Source organism: Paraburkholderia sediminicola (assembly GCF_046026675.1).
In the GTDB taxonomy this organism is placed as follows: Bacteria; Pseudomonadota; Gammaproteobacteria; order Burkholderiales; family Burkholderiaceae; genus Paraburkholderia; species Paraburkholderia sediminicola_F.
Window position 1 is genome coordinate 2,441,902 of the sequence record NZ_JAQQEY010000001.1, and the last position, 22,611, is coordinate 2,464,512.

Genomic DNA, 22,611 nt, shown 5'->3' on the forward strand with positions numbered 1-22,611 from the left:
ATTTCCCATACCAAGGAGCAATGATATGACTCGTAACGTCTTCGTCGCCGGCGTCGGCATGATTCCGTTCAAGAAGCCAGGCAGCAGCGATCCGTACGACGTGATGGGTGCGGGCGCCGTGCGCGAGGCGCTTGCCGATGCCGGCATCGATTACGCGGATGTACAGCAGGCCTACGCGGGCTATGTTTATGGCGACTCGACTTGCGGCCAGAAAGCGCTCTATCACGTGGGCATGACCGGCATTCCCGTTATCAACGTCAACAACAATTGCGCGACGGGATCGTCCGCGTTGTTCCTCGCGCGTCAGGCTGTGCAAAGCGGCGCGGTCGATTGTGCGCTCGCGGTGGGCTTCGAATTCATGCAGCCAGGCGCACTGTCGTCGAAGTGGAGCGACCGTGCGCCGGCGCTCGAACGTGCGCTGGATCTGGTCAATGAACTGGTCGATCGCACCGATCTGCCGAGCGCGATCCGCCAGTTCAGCGGCGCCGGTCGGGCCCACATGGAAAAGTACGGCACCAAACTCGAAACGTTCGCGAAGATTCGCGCGAAGGCGAGCCAGCATGCGGCACGCAATCCGCTGGCGGTGTTCCGCACCGTCGTGACGCCGGAAGAGGTGCTGGCCTCGCCGATGATCTGGGAAGGCGTGCTCACGCGTCTGATGGCCTGCCCGCCGACTTGCGGCGCAGCGGCGGCAATCGTGGTGTCGGAGGAATTCGCGCGCAAGCGTGGCTTGCGCACCAATGTGCTGATTGCCGGCCAATCCCTGAGCACCGACCTGCCGAGCACATACGACACGCGCGACATGATTCGCGTGGTCGGCTTCGACATGACGCGCTCGGGCGCGAAGCTCGCGTATGAGCAGGCCGGTGTCGGCCCGGAAGACATCGACGTGATCGAGCTGCACGACTGCTTCGCGCAGAACGAACTGTTGACCTACGAAGGCCTCGGTCTGTGCGGCGAAGGTGAAGCGGAGAAACTCGTCAACGACGGCGACAACACCTACGGCGGCAAGTGGGTGGTCAATCCGTCGGGCGGCCTGCTGTCGAAGGGGCATCCGCTCGGCGCGACCGGCCTCGCGCAGTGCTACGAACTCACCCATCAGCTGCGCGGCACTGCCGATCAACGTCAGGTCGAAGGCGCGAAGGTCGCGCTGGCACATAACCTGGGGCTCGGCGGCGCGTGCGTCACGACCATCTACAAAGCAGCGTGATGCGCCGCTTCCGACGGAGTGTTCGACATGATCGATAAAAAGCACATAGGCAAGGTCATTCCCGCGTTTCGCACCGTGGCCGAAGCGGGCCGGTTGCGCTTCTTCGCCAAGGCGACCGGCGAAACCAATCCGGTCTATTTCGATGAATCGGCGGCGCGCGACGCGGGCCACCCTAACCTGCCCTTGCCGCCCACCTTCCTGTTCTCACTGGAACTGGAGCAGCCGGACAGAAGCTGGCGCGACGAGATCGGCATTCAGGTCGCGCGCATCCTGCACGGCGAACAGTCGTTCACCTATCACCGGATGGCCTACGCCGGCGACGTGCTGCTCTTCGAATGCCACATCGCCGACATCTACGACAAGAAAGGTGGCGCACTCGATTTTGTGGTGCGCGAAACACGCGTGACTAACCAGAAAGGCGAGCATGTGGCCGATCTGCGCAGCGTGCTGGTACACCGCAACGGCTGAGGAGAGAGACGAATGAGCACATTGTTCGACGACGTCAAGGTAGGCGGCACGCTGCCACCGCTGACGCTCGCACCGATCGACCGCACGACGCTGGCGCTCTTTGCCGGCGCTTCGGGTGATCACAACGCAGTCCACATCGACCTCGACTTCGCGCGCCGCAGCGGCATGCCCGACGTATTCGCCCACGGCATGCTGTCGATGGCTTACCTGGGCCGGTTGCTGACCTGCTGGGCCGACCAGCGGCAACTGCGCCAATTCGGCGTCAGGTTCGTCGGCATCACCCACCTCGGACACCAGATCACCTGCAACGGGCGAGTAGTCGACAAGTTCGAGGCCGACGGCGAGCGGCGCGTGAAGGTGGAAATCCAGACCGTCAATCAATATGGCGAACCACGCGTCCTCGGCGACGCGGTAATCGCACTGTAATACCGTTCTATCAAGGAGAAAGAGACATGGGAAAGCTTGACGGCAAGGTGGCACTCGTCACCGGTTCCGGCCGCGGCATCGGCCGCGCGATCGCCGGGAAACTCGCGAGCGAAGGCGCGCGCCTCGTGATCAACGACCTCGACGCCGATCCGGCGCACGAAACGGTCGAGGTGCTGAAGAAAATGGGCGTGGAAGCAGTGGCGTGCCCTGGCAACGTGAGCGCGCCGGACTTCGCGGAGCGCTTCATCAACACGGCGATGAACACGTATAAGGGCATCGACATCATCGTCAACAATGCCGGCTATACGTGGGACGACGTGGTCCAGAAGATGACCGACGAGCAGTGGTACGCGATCATCGACTGCCACATGACGGCGCCATTCCGCATCCTGCGTGCGGCTTACCCGCACATCAAGGCGCTGCATGCCGCCGACAAGGAAGCCGGGCGCGACGTGTACCGCAAGATCGTCAACATCTCGTCGACGTCCGCACTCAACGGTAACGCCGGACAGATGAATTACTCGTCGGCCAAGGCCGGCGTGATCGGCATGACCCGCGCGCTCTCCCGCGAATGGGGACGCTTTAACGTCAACGTCAATTGCGTGGCGTTCGGTCTGATCCACACGCGCATGACCTCGGCGGATGCGAAGGCAGGGGCGACGGTCAAGATCGAAGGCCGGGATATCCGCGTCGGCCTGAATCCCGAAATGCTCAAGACGCATGCGCAGCGCAACCCCCTCGGTCGTGGGGGCACGCCGGAAGAAGCGGCAGGCGGCGTCTACCTGTTCTGCTCGCCCGAATCGAACTACATCACCGGCCAGACCATCGCGGTCGCAGGCAATTTACAGTAATCCAAGGGGTCCGGCCGAGTGCCGGACTTTTTTGCCGCCGGCATGCGTCGAAGCATTCGACCCATGCCGGTTCTTTTTTAAGCTGCAATCCGCGGGCTCCATCACCATGCAAAAGGGGCATCGCTGCGCGATGCAGCGACGCCCCCTTTCTCGACTACGCTCCGCTAGAACACGTCAGATCGCGTTCACCAACTCCGGCACCGCAGCAAAAAGATCGGCTTCCAGGCCGTAATCCGCGATGCTGAAAATCGGCGCTTCCGGGTCCTTGTTGATCGCGACGATCACCTTCGAATCCTTCATCCCGGCCAGATGCTGGATCGCGCCCGAGATGCCACACGCTACATAAAGTTGGGGCGCGACGATCTTGCCCGTCTGACCGACTTGCCAGTCGTTCGGCGCAAATCCCGCGTCGACCGCCGCGCGGCTCGCCCCAAGTGCCGCGCCGAGTTTGTCGGCGAGTGGTGTGAGGACTTCGGCAAATTTCTCGCTGCTGCCGAGCGCGCGGCCGCCGCTCACGATGATCTGAGCGTCGCTGAGTTCCGGCCGGTCATTCTTTGCCACCACGCGCTCCACGAAGGCGGACAGGCCACTGTCCGCTACCGCATCGACCGTTTCAATCTGCGCCGCGCCGCCTTCGGCCGCTACGGCGTCGAATCCCGTCACACGCACGGTAAGGACCTTCACCGGATCGCTGCTTTGCACCGTCACCAGCGCATTGCCCGCGTAGATCGGACGCTGGAACGTGTCCGGGCTCACCACACGAATAATGTCGGAGACCTGTGCCACGTCGAGCAGCGCGGCGACACGCGGCGCCACGTTCTTACCCGCGCTGGTGGCCGGGAACAGCACGTGCTCGTAGCCCGCGGCGAGCGCGACGACCTGAGCCGCGAGGTTTTCAGCGAGGCCGTTGGCGAGCTGCGGCGCGTCCGCATGCAATACACGCGCTACGCCTTTGATCGCGGCGGCGGCTTTTGCCGCGCCGGCTGCCTCGTGCCCGGCCACCAGCACGTGAACCTCGGCGCCGCATTGCAGCGCGGCCGCTACCGTATTTAGCGTGGCGGTTCGGATCGAAACGTGGTCGTGTTCAGCCACGACCAGCACTTGATTGGATGCAGTCATATTGATTCCCTCAGATCACTTTCGCTTCGTTCTTGAGCTTCGCGACCAGCGCCGCGACGTCGGGAACCTTCACGCCGGCGCTGCGCCCGGCCGGCTCCGTCGTGCTGAGCGCCTTCAGACGCGGCGCGACATCCACGCCCAGTTGTTCCGGCGTGACGACATCCAAAGGCTTTTTCTTCGCCTTCATGATGTTGGGCAGCGTCGCATAGCGCGGCTCGTTCAGGCGAAGGTCGCTCGTGACTACCGCCGGCAGCTTGAGCCGCAACGTCTCGAGTCCTCCATCGATTTCACGTGTGACAGTCGCGCAATCGTCGGACAGCTCGACCCTGCTCGCAAACGTGGCCTGCGCAAAACCAGCGAGCGCCGCCAGCATCTGCCCGGTCTGGTTGCAGTCGTTATCGATGGCCTGCTTGCCGAGAATCACCACTTGCGGTTGCTCCCTGTCGACCAGTGCCTTCAGCAGCTTCGCAACGGCGAGCGGTTGCAGCTCCGCATCGGTCTCGACCAGAATGCCGCGATCGGCGCCGATCGCCATCGCCGAGCGCAAGGTCTCCTGGCAGGCGTTCGTGCCGCACGACACTGCGATCACTTCGCTTACGACGCCCTTTTCTCTCAGACGCACCGCTTCCTCGACGGCGATTTCATCGAACGGATTGATGCTCATCTTGACGTTCGCCAACTCGACGCCCGAGCCATCCGACTTGACTCGGACCTTGACGTTGGAATCCACCACACGTTTTACCGCGACCAATACTTTCATCTGTTGTCTCCAAAACCGAAATTTCTTTTCTGACGACGTTTACGCTTCGGGCTGGTAACCCAAGCCGTGTTCACGCATACGCTCGACGGCGGCCTGGTCGAAGCCCCAGTCGCGCAAGGCGGTGAGGCCGTGTTCGCCGCGCTGCGGCGCCGGCTTCGCAATCACCGACGGTGTTGCGGAAAAACGCGGCGCAGGGGCCGGCTGGACCACACCGCCCACTTCGACAAAGCTGCCGCGAGCGCGATGCTGTGGATGGGCGGGCGCCTCGGAGAAACTCAGCACTGGCGCGACGCATGCGTCGCTGCCTTCGAATACCGCGCACCATTCGTCGCGCGTACGCGCGAGAAATGCCGCCGCAAATCGTTCGCGCAGCACGGGCCAGCCACTCCGATCGTGCTGTGCCGGCAGACCTGCATCCGCGAGACCGAGCTTCGACAGCAGCTCAGCGTAAAAGCGCGATTCGACCGCGCCGACCGCCATGTACCCGCCGTCTTTCGTACGGTAACTGTCGTACCAGGGCGTCCCGCCATCGAGCAGATTGCTGGCGCGTTCTTCCCGCCAGTTACCCGAAGCGAGCAGCCCCCAGATCACCGAGCCCAACTGCGCTGCGCCCTCGATCATCGCGGCATCGACGACCTGGCCCTCGCCGCCGCGCTGGACGTTGAACAATGCCGCCACCACGCCCAACGCCAGCAGCATGCCGCCACCGCCATAGTCGCCCACGAGATTCAACGGCGGCACGGGCGGCCCGTCGGCGCGGCCGATGCCCGACAGCACGCCGGACAGCGCGATGTAGTTGAGATCGTGACCGGCCCGCTCCGCGAGCGGCCCCGTTTGCCCCCAGCCGGTCATGCGGCCGTACACAAGCCGTGGATTGCGCGCCAAAGCGGCTTGCGGTCCAAGCCCGAGACGCTCCATCGTGCCGGGGCGGAAACCCTCGATCACGACATCGGCGCGCGACATCAGATCCAGTGCCGCCTCAACGGCCTGCGGTTGCTTCAGATCGAGCGTGACCGAACGGCGCCCCCGCCCCGTGACGTCCGCACGTTTGCCATTGGTCTTCGGCCCCAGGTCCTGGGGTGGAAGTGGCCGGTCGATACGCAAAACGTCCGCGCCCATGTCGGCGAGCAACATGGCGCCAAACGGCCCCGGGCCGATCGCCTCGAATTCCAGCACGCGAATACCGCTCAATACACCCATCGTCCCTCCACTGTCTTTTTCCATGACGGCGTGCGAGCACACCGCTATTAGTCGGCACCGGCCTTTGAACCGGGATTGCCCAAGTGGAAGTAAGCCAGAACAGGTGCAAAAGCGGACCACCCTGGCCGGGTGGCGAGGTGGCTTAATTGACGGCGCGCGGCCTGCCCAGCCCCGTGGAGAAACGGCGCCGCGTGCAGGACAGCGGTACCGGAGAGCGTGCGGATTCGGCGATCCGCGGCCGTTCTATCCCTTGAACAAGGGTGACCGTTTCTCAATGAATGCGGCGACAGCTTCACGATGATCGACCGTCTGATGCGAGAGCGCCTGATAAGCCGCCGACATTTCCAGCAGCGTGTCCAGACGGCAATGCATGCCTTCGCGCAACAAGCGCTTCGCAAGCCGAACCGCATGAGGCGGATTGGCGGCAATCGATCGTGCGAGTCCCTGCGCGGTCGCGAGCAGCGCATCGTGCGGCACGACGCGGGAAACCAGATTCCATTCAAGCGCCTGTTGCGCATCGATCATCTGGCCGGTGAAGGTCAACTCCGCGGCGCGCGACAAACCAATGATGCGCGGCAGCAGCCACGCACCGCCGTCGCCGGGAATGATGCCCAGCTTCACGAAGCTCTCGGCGAATTTGGCAAGCTCGGACGCGATGCGGATGTCGCACATGCAGGCGAGATCGAGGCCTGCGCCGATCGCCGCACCGTTCACCGCGGCGACGACCGGCACCTCCACATTGAACATCGCCAGCGGCAGTTGCTGAATGCCGCGCCGGTAGTCCTGGCGAATGTCCATACCCGGCATGCTGCCCGACGCATGCCGCTCCATATCGTGGATATTGCCGCCCGAGGAGAACGCCGTACCCGCGCCCGTCAGGATCACGGCGCGCACGGAACGGTCGGCTTCGATGCGTCCGATCGCCGTCAGAAACTCCTGCACCGCCGTGTTGCCGGTGAGCGGATTGCGCCGTTCCGGTTCGTTCATCGTCAGCGTGACGATGTGTTCGTCCTGTTCGTATTTCAGGAATTCGTTCATTGGATCTCTCAGGTTCTATGCTGCTGTAAAGGTTTTCCCTCTACGCCAGTGAGGCGCAGACCGACCCACCATTGTTTATTCGCCCATTCAGGCAGCCATGTCATACGGCGCAATTCGCGCGAAGTCCACGATCGTGGCATGCGCCTGCTTGAGAGCCGCGTTCCCCACCATGCGATTCCAGAACGCCTCCGAGCCATCCGCCATGCGCCATTCATGCAGCCTGCGCGTATAGAGTTGGAGATCGTATTCGGCGGTGACGCCGATCGCGCCATGCAGCGCATGCGCCGTCGACGCCACCAGCGGCACCGCCATGCTCGTACGCGCTTTGGCGATCGCCGTCGCGAGCCGTTCGGGGACGGCGCCTGCGCCGGAGAACGCCAGTTCGGAGGCGATGCCGGCCGACGCAACGTGCTGAGCCATCACGCTCAACTGATGCTGCACGGCCTGGAATTTGCCAATCGACTTGCCGAATTGCGAGCGATCATTGCAGTACCGCAAGGTCATGGCGAAGACGCGATCCATAGCGCCGGCGATAGCGGCCGCATGAATCGCCGCGCTGAAAAGCAGCACCTCGTCCCCATTCGAACCAAGCGGCGACGGCACGGCGTCGCGGCGCCAGCTGAGCGTGCCGCTTAAACTGCCGTGCACACCGCTTGCCTTGCGTTCGGCTCGCCTGGCATCAAGCAACAGCAGATCACCATCGACATTGGCCAACACGTAATCACAGGTCATGCCGAACGGCACCTGAGGCGCCTCCAATAAGCCGTCCTCGCGACGGCGGCAGGCACCCGCGAGTGTCGTCATGCCGGCAGGCGCCGCGACCCCGGTGTTGCGCAATAGCGGGCGTGCCGCAATACTTTGCGCAAGCGGCACGGGTACCGCATAGCGTCCAAAGGCCGAGAAAACCGGTGCGATTGCCGACAGCGGCAGTCCGGCGCCGCCCGCGCTCTCGGGCGTCAGCAACTCCAGAAATCCGGCTTCTTCCACTGCGTCCCAGATAGACGCGGGCGCGCCGCCGCTCTCGATCACGCGAACCGCTTCAGGTGTGGCGCGATCGCGCAGGATAGCTTCGATGGCTTCGGTAAACATGCAGGTCTCTTTGCTGGTCCAGATGGGTTAGCGCAAACCAAGGCCACGCGCGATCATGCCGCGCAGCACCTCACGCGTGCCGCCGCGCAGCGAGAAGGTCGGCGAGATCTGGCTGAGGTAGGCCACCGTGCGATAAAGCTCGGGGGCGATGGTCTGTGTGGGGTCCGCGCTGATCGCGGCTTCCAGTTGCACGGGAATAGCCTGTTCGAACTCAGTGCCGATGTCCTTGACGAGCGCCGCCTCGACGACCGGGCTTTCGCCGTGCGCGAGTCTCGCCGTGACCGCGATCGACAGGCAGCGCAGCGTGGCCAGTTGCGTCGCGAAGCTGCCGAGCAAGGCGAGTTCGGCGTCGTTCGCGCCGTGGCGCCGCAGATGCGCGCTCCAGCAGTCGAGCAGCACGACGCTTGAATAGAGCCGCTCCGGGCCGCTGCGTTCGAAAGCGAGTTCGGCCGTCACCTGCTGCCAGCCGGCGCCTTCGTCGCCGATCATTGCATCGTCGGCGAGAAAGACGTCCTCGAACGTCACTTCGGAGAAGTGGGCGTCACCGGTCAGATCCTCGATCGGCCGCACGGTCACGCCCGGCAGAGAGAGATCGACAATGAATTGCGACAAACCCTTCTGCCGATCTTCCGGCGCGCCTGACGAACGCACCAGCGCGATCATGTACTGGCAATGCTGCGCGTTGGTCGTCCAGATCTTGCGCCCCGTCAGACGCCAGCCGCCATCGCAGCGCACCGCACGCGTGCGCACGCTCGCGAGGTCGGAGCCTGAGTCGGGCTCGCTCATGCCGATGCAGAAAAACGCACTCGCGGCGCAGATGCGCGGCAGGTAGAAGTCCTTCTGCGCCTCGGTGCCGTAGCGCAGAATCAATGGACCGCTTTGACGGTCGGCAATCCAATGCGCGGCGACGGGCGCGCCCGCCGCCAACAGTTCTTCGACCAGCACGAAGCGACGGAACGCGTCCATGCCAGCGCCGCCGTAACTGGCCGGCAAGGTCAGTCCGATCCAGCCGCGCGCCGCGAGGCGTCGGCTGAAGTCCGCGTCGAAGCCCATCCACGAACGGGCCCGAACGTCGGCCGACGCCGGCGGAAGGTGTTCGTCGAGAAAATGCTTCACTTCCGCACGAAAGGTTTCCGCCTCGGCGGGAAGCGCCGTCAGGTGGAAAGCATCCAACAGGTTGTTCACGTCTCACTCCAGATTTTTTAGTCGCTTCAGTGCCACCGGTTATCAATCAGCGCGCTCCGCTCGCGCGCCATAGCGCTCACGCAATGCCTGCTTGTAGAGCTTGCCGGTAGGCAGCCGCGGCATCGCGTCGATGAAGTCGATCGAACGCGGCACCATGTAGCGCGCGACCCGCGTGCGCAGATAAGCCAACAGTTCTTCCACGACTGCGTCCGATGCCGCTATGCCTGGCGTCAGTTCAACAATCGCTTTGACCTGCTCGCCCATCTCCGCATCAGGCACGCCGATCACCGCCGCGTCCTGCACATCCGGATGCACGGCGAGCGCGTCCTCGATCGCTTGCGGATAGATGTTGACGCCGCCCGAGATGATCATGAACGCCTTGCGATCGGTCAGATACAGATAGCCGTCGCTATCGACATGACCGATATCGCCGACGGCCGTCCAAGCCGGATGGCGGGGATGTTGTGCGGCACGGGTCTTGTCCGGATCGTTGTGGTAGTGGAACGGCAACTGATCGCGTTCGAAATAGACGAGTCCGGTCTCGCCCACCGGCAACTCATTGCCTTCGTCGTCGCAGATATGAATGATGCCGAGCAACGCACGGCCAACTGACCCCGGATGCGCAAGCCACTCCTCGGTGTTGAGCGTGGTCACACCGTTGCCTTCAGTCGACGAGTAATACTCTTCGATAATCGGCCCCCACCAGTCGATCATCTGCCGCTTGGTCTCCTGCGGGCACGGTGCGGCAGCATGGATCGCCACCCGCTGGCTCGACAGGTCGAATGCATTGCGCACTGCCGGGCCGAGCTTGAGCAGCCGGATCAGCATGGTCGGCACCCATTGGCTATGCGTGACGCGATAGCGTTCGATCGCCAGCAGCGCGTCGAGCGGATCGAATTTCTCCATGAACACCACGGTGCCGCCGCCAAACTGCGTCTCGATCCCGTAGCCGAGCGGCGCCGTGTGATACAACGGCGCAGGGGACAGATACACGGTTTGCGCGTCGAAGCCATAGCGCTCGAATTGCGGACGGCGCGCGGAACCTGAGCCTTCGGTGACCCGGCCTTGCGGATGCGAGCGGATGATGCCCTTGGGGCGGCCGGTCGTTCCCGAGCTATAAATCATCATGGCGCCCAGCCATTCGTCGTCAAGGCGCATCGCGGGGTATCGAGCCGTGAGGGCTTCGTAGCTGTCCCAGCCGCGGATGGTGCCGTCCACCATCAGCCGCGAGCGGCACGTCGGCATCACGCTGGTCAGTTCGGCCGCAAGCTCACGCATCGCATACGAACTGACCACCACCTGGGCATTGCTGTCCTCGACAATACCGGCCGCTTCCCGCGCGGTCAGGAACCGGTTGACCGGGGTGATCATCAGACCCGAACGCAGCGCTGCCCAACACACCTCGAAGCAGCGCATGTTGTTCTCGAGCAGCATCGCGATATGGTCGCCGCGCCGTAGCCCCGCCGCGTAGAGACATTGCGCGAAGCGATTGGAGCGCTCGTCGAGTTCGCGATAGGTCAGGACGTCGCCGCTCGTGCTGTTGATCGCAGCGGGCTTGTCCGGCGTCAATGCGGCGTGGTCGCCGAGGTACTTCGGGGTTCCGCTCACGCACACTCTCCTTTCTTGCAAAGCTGTTGCATGGGGAAACCTCGGTTCTGTCTGCTGTGCGTTTTAGCGGGAGCACGCCGAGCCCGACGTCCAGTGTGCGTCGCGCAGTGCGGACGACTCAGTGTTTGCCGTACAGCGTGACCACACATGCGCCGCCAAGGCCGAGGTTGTGTTGAAGCGCAAGCTTTGCGCCTTGCAGCTGGCGCTGATCGGCAGTGCCGCGCAACTGGTGCGTCAGCTCATAGCATTGCGCGAGTCCCGTCGCGCCCAATGGATGCCCCTTGGAAAGCAGGCCGCCCGACGGATTGACCACCACTTTCCCGCCATACGTGTTGTCGCCGTCACTCACGAACTTCTCCGCACCGCCTTCCGGACAGAACCCGAGCGATTCGTAGCAAATGACTTCGTTGTGCGCGAAACAGTCGTGCAGTTCGCACACGTCGATGTCCTCCGGTCCGATGCCGGCTTTTTCGTAGACCTTGTTCGCGGCCGAGCGCGTCATGTGCGTGCCGACGTAGTTGAGCATCGACGGCGGATCGAACGATGCCGGCGGATCGGTGGTCAGCGACTGCGCGACGATCTGCACATCCGTGCGCAAGTTGTGCTTCTTCGCGAACTTCTCGGAAACGAGGATCGCCGCCGCGCCGCCGCACGTGGGCGGACAGGCCATCAAACGTGTCATCACGCCAGGCATCAGCACCGTGTCGTTCATCACGTCTTCGGTCGTCACCTGTTTGCGAAACAGCGCCAGCGGGTTGTTCGCCGCGTGACGGCTCGCCTTGGCGCGCACCGCGGCGAAGGTTTCCATACGCGTGCCGTAGCGCTGCATGTGTTCGCGGCCCGCGCCGCCGAACGTGCGCAGCGCCTGCGGCAAATGCGCGAGGTCCGCGGTGAGGCCGTGCATGATCGGCACGAACCGCGCGCGCGTCACCGGCCGGTCGTCCCAATGCGACTTCAACGCGCCCGCCTGCATCTGCTCGAAACCTAGCGCCAGTACACAGTCGGCATCGCCGGTGGCGATCGCCTGGCGTGCGAGATAGAGCGCGGTCGACCCCGTCGAGCAATTGTTATTGACGTTGACGATCGGGATGCCCGTCATGCCCACTTCGTACAGTGCGGTTTGACCGCACGTGGAGTCTCCGTAGACGTAGCCTGCGAACGCCTGCTGCACGAGGTCGTATGCAATGCCCGCGTCGGCCAGCGCGCGGCGGGTCGCCTCAGCGCCCATCTCCGTGTAGCTCTGGCTCGCGCCCGGTTTGGCGAACTGAATCATTCCGACGCCTGCCACCAGTACTTTTTCGCTCATGATGCTTCCTCAAAAGATAGGGAGACTTACAGCTTGCGCGAGATCAGATCCCGCAGCACCTCGCTGGTCCCGCCGAAGATGCGCGTCACGCGCATGTCGGCAAAGGCGCGGGCAATCGGATACTCCAGCATGTAGCCGTAACCGCCATGCAGCTGGACCATTTCATCGATGCACTTCCACATCGCTTCGGTCGCGAACAGCTTGGCGATGGCCGCTTCCTGCAGCGTGAGCTTGCGCTCCATATGCTCGCGGATGTAGTAGTCGACCAGCGTACGGACCGCAACGGCTTGCGCCTTCACATCGGCCAGCTTGAATTTGGTGTTCTGGAAGTCCCACACTGTCTGATTGAAAGCGCGGCGGTCCTTCACGTATTGCAACGTCAGTTCGAGTTGCCGTTCCAGCTTCGCGGCGCAATACACCGCGATGATCAGACGCTCCTGCGGCAGTTCTTCCATCAGGTGGATGAAGCCGCCGTTCTCATTGCCGATCAGGTTGCCGACGGGTACACGCACGTTGTCGAAGAAGAGTTCGGCGGTATCGGCCGCGGCCTGCCCCACTTTCTCGAGCTTGCGGCCGCGGCGAAAACCCTCGCGATCGGTTTCGACCATGATGAGACTCACGCCCTTCGCACCCGCCGCTGGGTCGGTCTTGCAGACCACCACCACCATGTCGCAATTGAGACCGTTCGAGATGAAGGTCTTGCTGCCGTTGATGACGTAGTCGTCGCCATCGCGTACCGCGGTGGTACGGATCGACTTCAGATCGGAGCCGGTGCCGGGTTCCGTCATGGCGATCGCAAGGACCTTCTCGCCGCGGCAGATCGGCGGCAGCCAGTTGCGTTTCTGTTCTTCCGTGCCAAGCCGCACGATGTAGGGCGCGGTGATATCGGAGTGCACGGAATAGCTGAAGCCCGAGACGCCCGCACGATGCAGCTCTTCCGCGACGATCGCCGAATGGCCGAAATCGCCGCCTCCGCCGCCGTATTCTTCCGGCACGGTCACACACAGCAGACCTTCACGACCGGCCTTCAGCCAGGTTTCGCGATCGACACAGCCGGCCTCGTCCCACTGAGCCTGACGCGGCAGACACTCGCGCTCGAAGAATCGCCGCGCGGTTTCACGCAGCATCTCGTGATCCTCGCGATAGACATTACGCTTGACTTCCACCGCACGCTCCTCATCGATTAAATGCGTTGGCAGCGCGGACCGGGTTTATCGGCCGGCTGCTTCCATGAATGCATTGTGCGCGGAGGTAAGGGCGAAGAAGCCTACCCTTGTGGAGTGGGATGGGTAGACGGATGGTCTCGCGAGCGAGTGAGCGAGAAAGCGGCTATCGTGCGCCTGCGTCGCGCATCCTTGCGACAGCGCCATCACGGCCGGTCACTTCCAGCTTTCTGTAGATGTTCTTCAGGTGCCACTTCACGGTATCGAGCGATACGTCCATGACGCGTGCGATTTTCTTGTTGGGCAGCGCAAGCGCGAGCAGACCCAGCACTTCGTTTTCGCGTTCGCTGAGCGACTGGATCGGCACATGCATCGCAGCCGTTTGGGGCTCGATAGGCGCCGTCGCCGCGCCGGCATCGATCAGCCGCTGTGCGTAGAAGGCCAGCACGGGATCGAAGCCCGGTTCCAGCGGCAGCGCGTCGAGGATTTGCCGACATTCGCCGAGTTCGTCCAGCAGGCTGCGCATCAGCCCCAACCGGTGGCCTATACGCAAGGCCTCCACCAGATGCTCATGTGCCGCTCTATCGTTGTGGCGTCCCTTCTCGGCAATCGCCATCTGCAAACGCAGTGCGGCTACGCGGCACCAGCGTCCGCCCGCTTCGGACAGCGCACTGAGTGGCTTCAGCCGGTTCATCGCGCCGTCGAAATCGTTCAGATGCAGACACATGCGAATGCGTGCGAGATCAGCACAGACCCTGATTTCCCACGCCGTGCTACGTACCGCGCCGGCATAACGCGCCGCCAGCGCTTCGCAGCGCAACAACGCCGCCTCGGCTTCATCCAGACTGCCTTCTTCCAGCAGCCAGCGTGCGCGCAAACAGAGTGCATTGGCGAGGAGACGGTCCACACCATGACGCTTCGCGTGGTCTTCGAGCCGTTCGAGGCAGTCGCGCGCCTCGAGCCGACGGCCGGCGGACCAGTGCGCGCTGGCGAGCACCACCAGGGCCCGCAAGACAGTGTCAGGAATCGACACACGCTCAAGGACGTCGATGCGTTCGTCCAGCAGCCTGCGTGAAACGTCGACATCGTTCAGTTCGTAAAGCGCCTCGCCGAGCAACGCCGCAGCCATACACGCAATGCCGACGTAGGCCGGTCCCTGCTTCTCTGCTTGCGCCAGCACGTCGCAGAAAACCCGTTCGGCGAGCAGCACCTGCCCCTCGGCGGCATGCGTCATACCGCTCATGCAACGACCGAGCAGGATGCCGCGCGGCGCACCGCCATGCGGCGCCCCCTCCTCCAGAACCTTGCGGGCCTGTTCATATTCACCACGATGGATGAACATCCACGAGAGGATATTGCCGCGACCTACGCGGGTGAAATCGTCCGCGTCTGGCGGGACGCGCTGCAGTTCCGGCAATAGCGCCACGACCGAATCCGTATCGTCGCGCTGTAGCGCCAGGCCGCCGCGAAGCAGCGCGAGCGCGTAGCGCTGACGCGGATCCGGGCGCTCGCTACGCGCTGCGATCTGCTGAATGCTTTGCATGAGCGCGTCGGTTTCACCCGCGTACATTTGCAGGTAGGCCGTGATCACGCGCAGATCGAAGCGTCCCGCAATCTGCACCGGAGGCAGCCGGCGTACGAGGCCCGCAAGCTGCCGGAGTTCGCCTCGCGCGAGCAGATCGTGCGCGCACCCTTCCACGAGGTCCGCGGCAGCCTGTGCATTGTCTGCCAGGACGGCATGATGCACGGCTTCGTCGACATAACCTTGTGCACTGAGCCACTGCCAGGCCGCCGCGTGCAGTTCGCGCAATTCCGCAGCCGGCAGTTCGGCGACCCGGCGCTGCAGGACCTCCCGCAGCAGAGGATGCAGGCGATACCAGGTTTCGCCGTCCTGCCCCACACCCATCTGGGTGATGAACAGGTTGTCTTCTTCCAGTCGGCTGAGCGTGGAGGCGACGTCTCCAACGGTGCCCGGATGCCACATCAAGCTTTCACAGAGGCGCGCGCAAAATCGTTCGCACAACGCCGCGCGAGTAAGCAGAAGCAGATCGTCGGGGGCGAGGCGCACCAGCACCTCGCGTTCGAAGTAGCGGGCGAAGGTTTCGGCATCGCGCACCGTCGCAGGCGCGAAAGCCGCGCCTTTCCGGGTTTTCAGGTCGATCGCGAACAATTGCAGGCCTGCTACCCAGCCGTCCGTCAGTTCATGGACGACCTGCGCGTCCCGCTTTGCAATGTCACCGAGTTGCTCGCGCAAGAACCGCTCTGACTCTTCAGCCGAAAAACGCAGATCCTGTCGATCGAGTTCCGTCGCCAAACCCTGTGAGCGCAGACGTGCCAGCGAGACGGGCAGTGCCCGCCGCGAAGCCAGCACCACGTGAAGCTGCGGCGGCGCGTAGTCGAGCAGCCAGCGCAACGCCTCGAGAATCCGGGCGTTCTGGAGGTAATGAACGTCGTCGAGCATCAGGACCAGCTCGCGCTTGCGGCGAGCAATGCCGCGAACGAGCGTGATCACCCAATGCTCGACCGCGCTCTCGTCGCTTTCGCGGCCGACCAGCAGTTCCGCTTCGCGCGCGATCGCCGGATCCACGGTAGCCAGGCTTGCGAGCAGACCGTGAAAGAACGCCGTCAGGTCGTCGTCCTCGGGCGCGAGCGAAAGCCAGGCCACGTCGAAGTCCAGCGTCAGCATGGCCTGCCTCAGGGCCAGCATCGTGCTGGTTTTGGCGCTTCCGGCGGGTCCCTGAATCACCACGCAGCGCTGCCGCCGCGCTTCGAGCAGCCGCGCCATCAAGGCTTCGCGTGGCATGAGTTGCCGTGCACCACGAGGCGGAATCAGCCTCGTGCCCGTCACCGCCTCGAAAGCCAGTCTGGGCGAGACGCGCACGTCTACTGAATGTTCACCGGAATCGGACATGCTGGGAAAACTGAAGAGACCAAAGGACGTGTGCAAAGGCAGGCGACCTATGCCGTCACCACGGAACGCATTGGGTCCGAGTATAAGATTGCAACACCACATCCCGGTGCAATCTGACGGCCACCCACCCGATGCGGGTGGGTACTATCCCCATGCGTATCCTCTGGCCCCACAATCCCACCGTCGAATCCGAAGCGGAAAGCCGGGCACTCTCTTCTGGCTAGAACCGGTATCCCAGTCCAACAAAGACGATCACCGGATCCGCCGTGATGCGCGTCTTGTTGGACAACACCGTCTGGCCGTTGGCAGCCACCGCATTGACCGTCGCATTTGTCTTGAGTGACAGATAGGTCACCGACGCAGTCGCGTACCAGTTCTTGCTGATGTTGTAAGACGCGCCCGCGACAAAAGCGGGATTCCATGACGGACTGAGCGATGCCGTCACCTGTCCGCCCGGTCCCGCAATCTGCTGCAACGCGCCACCGAATGTCGAATTGAGATTGGTATGCGAGAACCAGGTGTAGTTCACGCCGACACCGACGAACGGGCGCAGCTTCGCCTGCGCGTCGAAGAAGAAATACTTCAGGAACAGAATGGGTGACCACGAACGGGTGGTAGCGAGTGGCTGCAGATTTCCCAGATTGAGCGATGGCCCGCCTGCACCGAATGGTGTGGCGTTGCCCTGCGCAAAGAGCTGGAGCTTGGGTGGTATGCCCGCCGCCAGGTCAACGGCAATATTGTCCGTGACGAAATACGTGTTCGAGAGCTCCAGGGTGAACGTGTTATGTATCTGACCACCCGTGCCCGTTGACGTGAATGTGCCCAAAGCCGAACTGCTCTGCAACGAAGTTGCGGAAGACGGGGCAAAGTCGAGCCAAACGCCACCCACGCTGGTTATGAGACTGCCGGCACTCTGCGCCATCGCGTTGCTGGTACATATCGCGCCTGGTATTAACACAAGGCATGCAAGTTTTTTAAACATATCCCCTCCACTTTATTTCGTATTGCATATCAATGGTTTTACATCGACACCGGTTCTCGCGGCACCTCTTGTATCGCCGCTCAGAACTGCTCGATTGGGAGACTCGCCCCGCCCGACGCCCCGCTGCGAATCGCTTCCAGAAGCGCATTCGCTTTGGGCAGGATCTTGTCGGCGTAAAAGCGCGCAGTGGCAAGCTTGGTGCGATGAAAGTCCGGGTCCTCATTCGCCGCGCTTTTTTCTGACGCAACGAGCGCTGCACGCCCCATCTGCCAGCCGCCGCACACGTAGCCGGTGAGCATCAGGTAATCGACCGAACTGGTAAGCGCTGCATCGGGCTGAGTCGCCAAGGCTTGCAGCATCCAGGCGGTGGCATCTTCAAGCGCCTCTACACCGGCCGCGAGCGCCGCCCCCACGGACGCCACTTGCGTATCCGTGCTGCGCGCGAGCTCCAGCGCGGTCTCACGTATCTCCGCAACAAGTTCAGCCATCCCCGCGCCTTTGTCTGACGCGAGCTTGCGACCGGCAAGGTCAGCAGCCTGAATGCCTGTCGTGCCCTCGTAGATCGGCGCGATCCGTGCGTCGCGCAGAAACTGGCATGCACCCGTCTCTTCGATGTAACCCATCCCGCCATGCACCTGCACACCCGTCGACGCGATCTCGACGCCCAGCTCCGTGCACCATGCCTTCAACACGGGGATCAAAAGATCGACACGCACCTGCCGACGTGCGCGCTCACCGGCGTCCGGGTCACGATGCGCGCGGTCCATGTCCGCGGCCATCACGTACGCGAAGGCACGCATCGCTTCGACCTGGGACTTCATCGTCATCAACATGCGCCGCACATCCGGGTGATGGATGATGGCCACGGCGCCACCCGATTTGCTGGACGCGAGCCGTCCCTGGATGCGTTCCTTCGCGTATTCGCGGGCCTGCTGATAAGCGCGTTCCGCGATCGCGAGCCCCTGGATACCCACCTTTTGCCGTGCCTCGTTCATCATCGTGAACATATGCGCGAGGCCTTTGTTCTCCTGCCCCACCAGATAGCCAATCGCCCCGCCCTGATCGCCGAAGCTCATCACGCAGGTCGGACTCGCGTGAATGCCGAGTTTGTGTTCGAGGGACACGCAGTGCACGTCGTTGCGCGCGCCCGGCGATCCATCGGCGTTGAGGAGGAATTTCGGCACGAGGAACAGCGAGATGCCGCGCACGCCTTCGGGCGCGTCGGGCGTGCGCGCCAGCACGAGGTGAATCACGTTATCCGTCATGTCGTGATCGCCCCACGTGATGAAGATCTTCTGGCCGGAGAGGCGATAGTGATCCCCATCAGGTACAGCCTTGCTGCGCACGGCGGCGAGGTCCGAACCGGCTTGCGGCTCGGTCAGGTTCATCGTGCCGGTCCACTCGCCGCTGACCATCTTCGGCAGATAACCTGCCTTTAACTCGTCCGAACCATGCTGGCGCAACGCCTCGGTGGCGCCGGCGGTCAACAGCGGACACAGCGCGAACGCCATGTTGGACGAGTTCCACATTTCCACGGTCGCCGCCTGCAGGAGTTCGGGCAAGCCCTGGCCGCCGAACTCGGGGTCGCCGCTCAGGCCGCCCCAACCGCCGGCAACGAACTGCCCGTAGGCAGCCGGGAAACCGTCGGCGGCCACCACGCCATCAGGCGCCAGCCGCGCGCCCTGTTCGTCGCCCGGCTTGTTGAGCGGCGCAAGCACTTCAGTCGCAAGCCTTGCGGCCTCCTCGAGTACCGCCTCGGCAAGTTCCGGGGTCGCCTCCTCGTAGCCCGGCAGCGAAGACAACTCGCCGAGTTCTGCCAGTTCCGTCATCACGAAACGCATGTCGCGCAACGGCGCAATATAAGTGCTCATCATGTGCTCCCGCATTAATCCTGTTGTAATTTGTCCAGTTCGCGGGACAACTCCGGCAAGACCTTAAAGAGGTCGCCCACGATCCAGTAATCGGCAACCTGAAAAATCGGCGCCTCCTCGTCCTTATTGATCGCGACGATCACCTTCGAGTCCTTCATCCCGGCCAGATGCTGGATCGCACCGGAGATGCCGACCGCGATATACAACTGCGGAGCGATGACCTTGCCGGTCTGACCCACCTGATAATCGTTGGGCGCGAAGCCGGCATCGACCGCAGCGCGCGACGCGCCGACCGCCGCGTTGAGCTTGTTGGCAATGTCATCGATCAGCGCGAAGTTTTCGCCGGAACCCATGCCGCGGCCGCCAGAGATCACGCGTTGCGCGGACGTCAGCTCCGGGCGTTCCGAACGGGTGAGCTGGTGACTCACGAAACGCGAGCCTGGCACCGCAGCGGCGGGCTCCAACGCTTCGATGGCGGCGGTGCCCCCTTCGGCGGGCGCGGCCGCGAAGGCCGTCGTTCGAACGGTAATCACCTTGATCGGGTCGGCGCTTCGCACCTTTGCCAGCACGTTGCCCGCATAGATGGGGCGTACGAACGTATCGGCGGAATCGACGGCAATGATCTCGGAGATCTGCGCCACGTCGAGCAACGCGGCCACGCGCGGCATCACGTTCTTCGCGGTCGTGGTGGTGGGTGCGATCACGTGGCTATAGTCAGCGGCAATCTTCACGACGAGCGCCGCCAGATTCTCGGCCAGCGCATGGCCGTAGTGCGCAGCGTCGGCGCAACGAACTCGCGTGACGCCGGCAATACGGGCCGCCTGTTCGGCGACTGCAGCGCTTTGCGAGCCGGCCACGAGAACATGAATGTCGTCGCCGAGTCGGGCGGCGGCGGCGACGGCATTCAGGGTCGCTGTCTTGAGCGCCTGATTGTCGTGCTCAGCAATAACGAGTACGGGCATTTTTCTCCCCTTGTGGGTTAGATGACGTGGGCGACGTTATGCAGCTTGTCGACCAGTTCGGCTGCATCGGCGACGCGAATGCCTGCCTCGCGTTTGGCGGGCTCTGTGAGCCCGAGCGTGGTTAGCCTCGGCTTGACGTCGACACCGAGCGCGTCCGGCGTCACCACATCGAGCGGCTTTTTCTTCGCTTTCATGATGTTGGGCAGCGTGGCGTAGCGCGGCGTGTTCAAGCGGAGATCGGCGGTAATGACTGCCGGCAGATCGACTTCGATCGTTTCGAGGCCGCCGTCGATCTCGCGCGTGATCGTGGCCTTGCCCGCTTCGATCGCGACCTTCGAAGCGAAGGTCGCCTGCGGCCAGCCGAGCAGCGCCGCGAGCATCTGGCCGACCTGGTTCGAGTCATCGTCGATCGCCTGCTTGCCGAGCAACACCAGTTGCGGTTGCTCCTTATCCACTAGCGCCTTCAGCAACTTCGCGACCGCAAGCGGCTGCAACTCCGCGTCCGTGTCGACGAGGATGGCGCGGTCGGCGCCCGTCGCCAGCGCGGTGCGCAGTGTTTCCTGGCACGCCTGTACGCCGCACGAAACCGCGATCACCTCGGTCACGACGCCGGCTTCCTTGAGGCGCACGGCCTCCTCAACACTGATTTCGTCGAATGGGTTCATCGAGAGCTTCACGTTGGCGATATCGACAGCACTGCCGTCGGCCTTTACGCGGACCCTCACATTCGCGTCGACGACGCGTTTGACAGGAACAAGTACTTTCATTGCCTACTCCATCTGAAAATTGCTTAAGGTTTGCCGCGCACCGTCACACCGTCACGGGGTCTCAGCGAACACGCTGTTACGCTGGCCGTCGAACATGTCGACCAGATAGCGTTCAAGCGGTTTTTCCGACGCTGTCTTCGGGATCTCGGGCACCACCTGCAACCAGGAGATGACCGAACTCGCTTCCAGCTTCGTGCGGCATGCGCGGAATATCTGCTGCGGGTCGAAACGGGCCGCGTCCTTGGGCACCACCGCCGCGACCACATCCTTTTCGCCGGGCGCGCCCGACGCGGCCTTCACGCCGTACACGTAGACGTCTTCGACCAGACCGGATTCGGCGATCACTTTCTCGATCGGCGCCGGATTGATGAACTCGCCGTTGTGGCGAATGCCGCCACCTTTGCGGTATTCGAAGAAGAGCCAACCGTTCTCGTCTTCGCGTACAACGTCGCCCATGTACAGCCAGCCGTCCCTGCACTTCTTCGCCGACGCTTCCGGATTGCCGAAGTATTCGACCTTGAACGGCGAGCCATCCGCTGGACGGAACAGCAGTTCGCCGGGCACGCCGGGAGCGCAGTCGTTGCCGTCGTCGTCGACAATGCGGTGCCTGAGAATCGGCGCCGGCTTGCCGATGCTGCCCACCGGGCCGGCGCCGAGCGGCTTGACCGTGATGCCGCCTTCCGCCGCGCCGTAGAACTCGACGATCTGCACGCCGAAGCGCTGCTCGAAGGCCTTCCAGATCGCCGCGGGCATCCCCGCGGAAATCACGAAGCGCACGGGGTTGTCCGCGTCATCGGGCTTGTTCGGCTCGCTGTAGACCGCCGTGGTCATGCCACCAAGCAGCGTGAACGTCGTACAGCGGTACTTGCGGGTGATGTCCCACAGACGCGACTTCGTAAAGCGGCGCGACAGCACGGCGCGCATGCCGGCGGTGAGCGAGGCGCCCAGCGTCACGATCTGCGCATTGGCATGCGTGAGCGACAGTCCCGAATACGGCCGGTCGCCAGACACGTAGCCAAACAGCGCCGACACCGCCGCCGAGGTGCCGCAATAGCGGCGGTGCGTCATGACAATGCCCTTCGGATCGCCCGTGGTGCCGGACGTGAAAATCAACTGCATCGCGCTGTCGGGATCGCGGGCCACGATCGGCAATTCGGGCACGTGCTTCGGCAGCAACGCGCGGTACGACGACACGCCGGGGAAATCGGTGAGCGGCTTCGCTCCCTCGTCCGTTTCGAGCCCGATCACCCAGGACAGTTGCGGGAGCGAAGCGCGCACGGCAAGCAGGTTGTCGAGCGCATAGTCAGCGGCGATAACGCCACGGCAGCCCGGACTGTCGAGCATGAAGGCGAGCTTCTCGCCGCGTGCGCGTGGATCGATCGGCACGAACACCGTGCCCGAGATCGACGCCGCGACCATCGCGTCGATAAACTCCGCGTGATTGGCCATCAGCAGCGCGAAGTGCTCGCCGGGTTGCAGACCCTGATCGATCAAGACCTGCGCGAGCCGCTGGCCGTTCTCCCACAGTTGCCGGTAGGTGCGCACCTCATCGGGCCGCACGCCGGCGCCTTCGACGGTCAGCACGTCGAGATCCGGCATGGTCTCGACGCGGTTGGCGAGCAACGCGGCCAACGTGGTTTCGGGTGTGGTGCTCATGGCGCCCTCTCTCCTTGCAGATGCGGTTCGGTCTTGCGC

The 22,611-nt window shown here is 63.4% G+C and carries 19 protein-coding genes; 4 read left to right on the top strand and 15 right to left on the bottom strand.

What is annotated here, in order from left to right:
* Positions 1-25: 25 nt before the first annotated feature.
* Genes PQQ86_RS10625 through PQQ86_RS10640 form a run of 4 tightly spaced genes read left to right on the top strand, consistent with a single transcriptional unit; the run spans position 26 to position 2,955 of the window.
* Positions 26-1,210 (top strand): lipid-transfer protein, encoded by a 1,185-nt coding sequence (locus tag PQQ86_RS10625; protein WP_408266391.1) that lies wholly within the window; start codon positions 26-28, stop codon positions 1,208-1,210.
* 27 nt (positions 1,211-1,237) lie between these two features.
* Positions 1,238-1,678 (top strand): MaoC family dehydratase N-terminal domain-containing protein, encoded by a 441-nt coding sequence (locus PQQ86_RS10630; RefSeq protein ID WP_408266393.1) that lies wholly within the window; start codon positions 1,238-1,240, stop codon positions 1,676-1,678.
* A gap of 12 nt (positions 1,679-1,690) precedes the next feature.
* Positions 1,691-2,104 (top strand): MaoC family dehydratase, encoded by a 414-nt coding sequence (locus PQQ86_RS10635; protein ID WP_408266395.1) that lies wholly within the window; start codon positions 1,691-1,693, stop codon positions 2,102-2,104.
* Positions 2,105-2,130: 26 nt separating this feature from the next.
* A complete protein-coding gene (locus PQQ86_RS10640) occupies positions 2,131-2,955 on the top strand; it encodes an SDR family NAD(P)-dependent oxidoreductase (protein WP_408266397.1) in 825 nt (274 codons plus the stop codon).
* Positions 2,956-3,129: 174 nt separating this feature from the next.
* Here the strand turns inward: PQQ86_RS10640 and PQQ86_RS10645 are convergent, their stop codons facing one another.
* The 15 genes from PQQ86_RS10645 to PQQ86_RS10715 all read right to left on the bottom strand — a co-directional run bounded on the left by PQQ86_RS10645 (position 3,130) and on the right by PQQ86_RS10715 (position 22,572).
* Positions 3,130-4,074, bottom strand: a complete 945-nt coding sequence (locus PQQ86_RS10645) for an electron transfer flavoprotein subunit alpha/FixB family protein (protein WP_408266399.1) — start codon at positions 4,072-4,074, stop codon at positions 3,130-3,132.
* A 10-nt stretch (positions 4,075-4,084) separates the two neighbouring features.
* Positions 4,085-4,834 (bottom strand): electron transfer flavoprotein subunit beta/FixA family protein, encoded by a 750-nt coding sequence (locus tag PQQ86_RS10650; protein WP_408266401.1) that lies wholly within the window; start codon positions 4,832-4,834, stop codon positions 4,085-4,087.
* Positions 4,835-4,873: 39 nt separating this feature from the next.
* Entirely contained in the window at positions 4,874-6,034 is a 1,161-nt protein-coding gene (locus PQQ86_RS10655; protein ID WP_408270218.1) for a CaiB/BaiF CoA transferase family protein, read from the bottom strand.
* 243 nt (positions 6,035-6,277) lie between these two features.
* Entirely contained in the window at positions 6,278-7,072 is a 795-nt protein-coding gene (locus tag PQQ86_RS10660) for a crotonase/enoyl-CoA hydratase family protein (RefSeq protein WP_408266403.1), read from the bottom strand.
* Between the two features lie 87 nt (positions 7,073-7,159).
* Positions 7,160-8,161, bottom strand: coding sequence for an acyl-CoA dehydrogenase family protein (locus PQQ86_RS10665; protein ID WP_408266405.1), 1,002 nt, complete (start codon positions 8,159-8,161; stop codon positions 7,160-7,162).
* A gap of 27 nt (positions 8,162-8,188) precedes the next feature.
* Positions 8,189-9,346, bottom strand: coding sequence for an acyl-CoA dehydrogenase family protein (locus tag PQQ86_RS10670; RefSeq protein ID WP_408266407.1), 1,158 nt, complete (start codon positions 9,344-9,346; stop codon positions 8,189-8,191).
* A 42-nt stretch (positions 9,347-9,388) separates the two neighbouring features.
* Positions 9,389-10,954: an acyl-CoA synthetase gene (locus PQQ86_RS10675; protein ID WP_408266409.1), complete on the bottom strand. Its 1,566-nt coding sequence runs from the start codon at positions 10,952-10,954 to the stop codon at positions 9,389-9,391.
* A gap of 118 nt (positions 10,955-11,072) precedes the next feature.
* Positions 11,073-12,260, bottom strand: a complete 1,188-nt coding sequence (locus PQQ86_RS10680; RefSeq protein WP_408266411.1) for a lipid-transfer protein — start codon at positions 12,258-12,260, stop codon at positions 11,073-11,075.
* Between the two features lie 26 nt (positions 12,261-12,286).
* Complete coding sequence (locus PQQ86_RS10685; RefSeq protein WP_408266412.1) at positions 12,287-13,426, bottom strand: acyl-CoA dehydrogenase family protein; 1,140 nt, start codon at positions 13,424-13,426, stop codon at positions 12,287-12,289.
* Positions 13,427-13,589: 163 nt separating this feature from the next.
* Positions 13,590-16,334: a winged helix-turn-helix domain-containing protein gene (locus PQQ86_RS10690; protein ID WP_408266414.1), complete on the bottom strand. Its 2,745-nt coding sequence runs from the start codon at positions 16,332-16,334 to the stop codon at positions 13,590-13,592.
* A 220-nt stretch (positions 16,335-16,554) separates the two neighbouring features.
* Complete coding sequence (locus PQQ86_RS10695; protein WP_408266416.1) at positions 16,555-17,160, bottom strand: OmpW/AlkL family protein; 606 nt, start codon at positions 17,158-17,160, stop codon at positions 16,555-16,557.
* Between the two features lie 236 nt (positions 17,161-17,396).
* Complete coding sequence (locus tag PQQ86_RS10700; RefSeq protein WP_408266418.1) at positions 17,397-19,187, bottom strand: acyl-CoA dehydrogenase C-terminal domain-containing protein; 1,791 nt, start codon at positions 19,185-19,187, stop codon at positions 17,397-17,399.
* Between the two features lie 14 nt (positions 19,188-19,201).
* A complete protein-coding gene (locus tag PQQ86_RS10705; protein ID WP_408266420.1) occupies positions 19,202-20,149 on the bottom strand; it encodes an electron transfer flavoprotein subunit alpha/FixB family protein in 948 nt (315 codons plus the stop codon).
* 17 nt (positions 20,150-20,166) lie between these two features.
* Positions 20,167-20,916: an electron transfer flavoprotein subunit beta/FixA family protein gene (locus PQQ86_RS10710; protein ID WP_408266422.1), complete on the bottom strand. Its 750-nt coding sequence runs from the start codon at positions 20,914-20,916 to the stop codon at positions 20,167-20,169.
* Between the two features lie 51 nt (positions 20,917-20,967).
* The gene (locus PQQ86_RS10715; protein ID WP_408266424.1) at positions 20,968-22,572 is read right to left on the bottom strand and encodes an AMP-binding protein; all 1,605 of its coding nucleotides are present in this window, start codon (positions 22,570-22,572) and stop codon (positions 20,968-20,970) included.
* Positions 22,573-22,611 lie beyond the last annotated feature (39 nt).

What these genes read in the sequence shown, in the direction of transcription:
- PQQ86_RS10700 (WP_408266418.1), bottom strand. Translation starts at nt 19,187, where the DNA reads ATGAGCACTTATATTGCGCCGTTGCGCGACATGCGTTTCGTGATGACG.
- PQQ86_RS10635 (WP_408266395.1), top strand. Translation starts at nt 1,691, where the DNA reads ATGAGCACATTGTTCGACGACGTCAAGGTAGGCGGCACGCTGCCACCG.
- PQQ86_RS10690 (WP_408266414.1), bottom strand. Translation starts at nt 16,334, where the DNA reads ATGTCCGATTCCGGTGAACATTCAGTAGACGTGCGCGTCTCGCCCAGA.
- PQQ86_RS10625 (WP_408266391.1), top strand. Translation starts at nt 26, where the DNA reads ATGACTCGTAACGTCTTCGTCGCCGGCGTCGGCATGATTCCGTTCAAG.
- PQQ86_RS10710 (WP_408266422.1), bottom strand. Translation starts at nt 20,916, where the DNA reads ATGAAAGTACTTGTTCCTGTCAAACGCGTCGTCGACGCGAATGTGAGG.
- PQQ86_RS10660 (WP_408266403.1), bottom strand. Translation starts at nt 7,072, where the DNA reads ATGAACGAATTCCTGAAATACGAACAGGACGAACACATCGTCACGCTG.
- PQQ86_RS10640 (WP_408266397.1), top strand. Translation starts at nt 2,131, where the DNA reads ATGGGAAAGCTTGACGGCAAGGTGGCACTCGTCACCGGTTCCGGCCGC.
- PQQ86_RS10680 (WP_408266411.1), bottom strand. Translation starts at nt 12,260, where the DNA reads ATGAGCGAAAAAGTACTGGTGGCAGGCGTCGGAATGATTCAGTTCGCC.
- PQQ86_RS10630 (WP_408266393.1), top strand. Translation starts at nt 1,238, where the DNA reads ATGATCGATAAAAAGCACATAGGCAAGGTCATTCCCGCGTTTCGCACC.
- PQQ86_RS10650 (WP_408266401.1), bottom strand. Translation starts at nt 4,834, where the DNA reads ATGAAAGTATTGGTCGCGGTAAAACGTGTGGTGGATTCCAACGTCAAG.
- PQQ86_RS10665 (WP_408266405.1), bottom strand. Translation starts at nt 8,161, where the DNA reads ATGTTTACCGAAGCCATCGAAGCTATCCTGCGCGATCGCGCCACACCT.
- PQQ86_RS10655 (WP_408270218.1), bottom strand. Translation starts at nt 6,034, where the DNA reads ATGGGTGTATTGAGCGGTATTCGCGTGCTGGAATTCGAGGCGATCGGC.
- PQQ86_RS10715 (WP_408266424.1), bottom strand. Translation starts at nt 22,572, where the DNA reads ATGAGCACCACACCCGAAACCACGTTGGCCGCGTTGCTCGCCAACCGC.
- PQQ86_RS10705 (WP_408266420.1), bottom strand. Translation starts at nt 20,149, where the DNA reads ATGCCCGTACTCGTTATTGCTGAGCACGACAATCAGGCGCTCAAGACA.
- PQQ86_RS10645 (WP_408266399.1), bottom strand. Translation starts at nt 4,074, where the DNA reads ATGACTGCATCCAATCAAGTGCTGGTCGTGGCTGAACACGACCACGTT.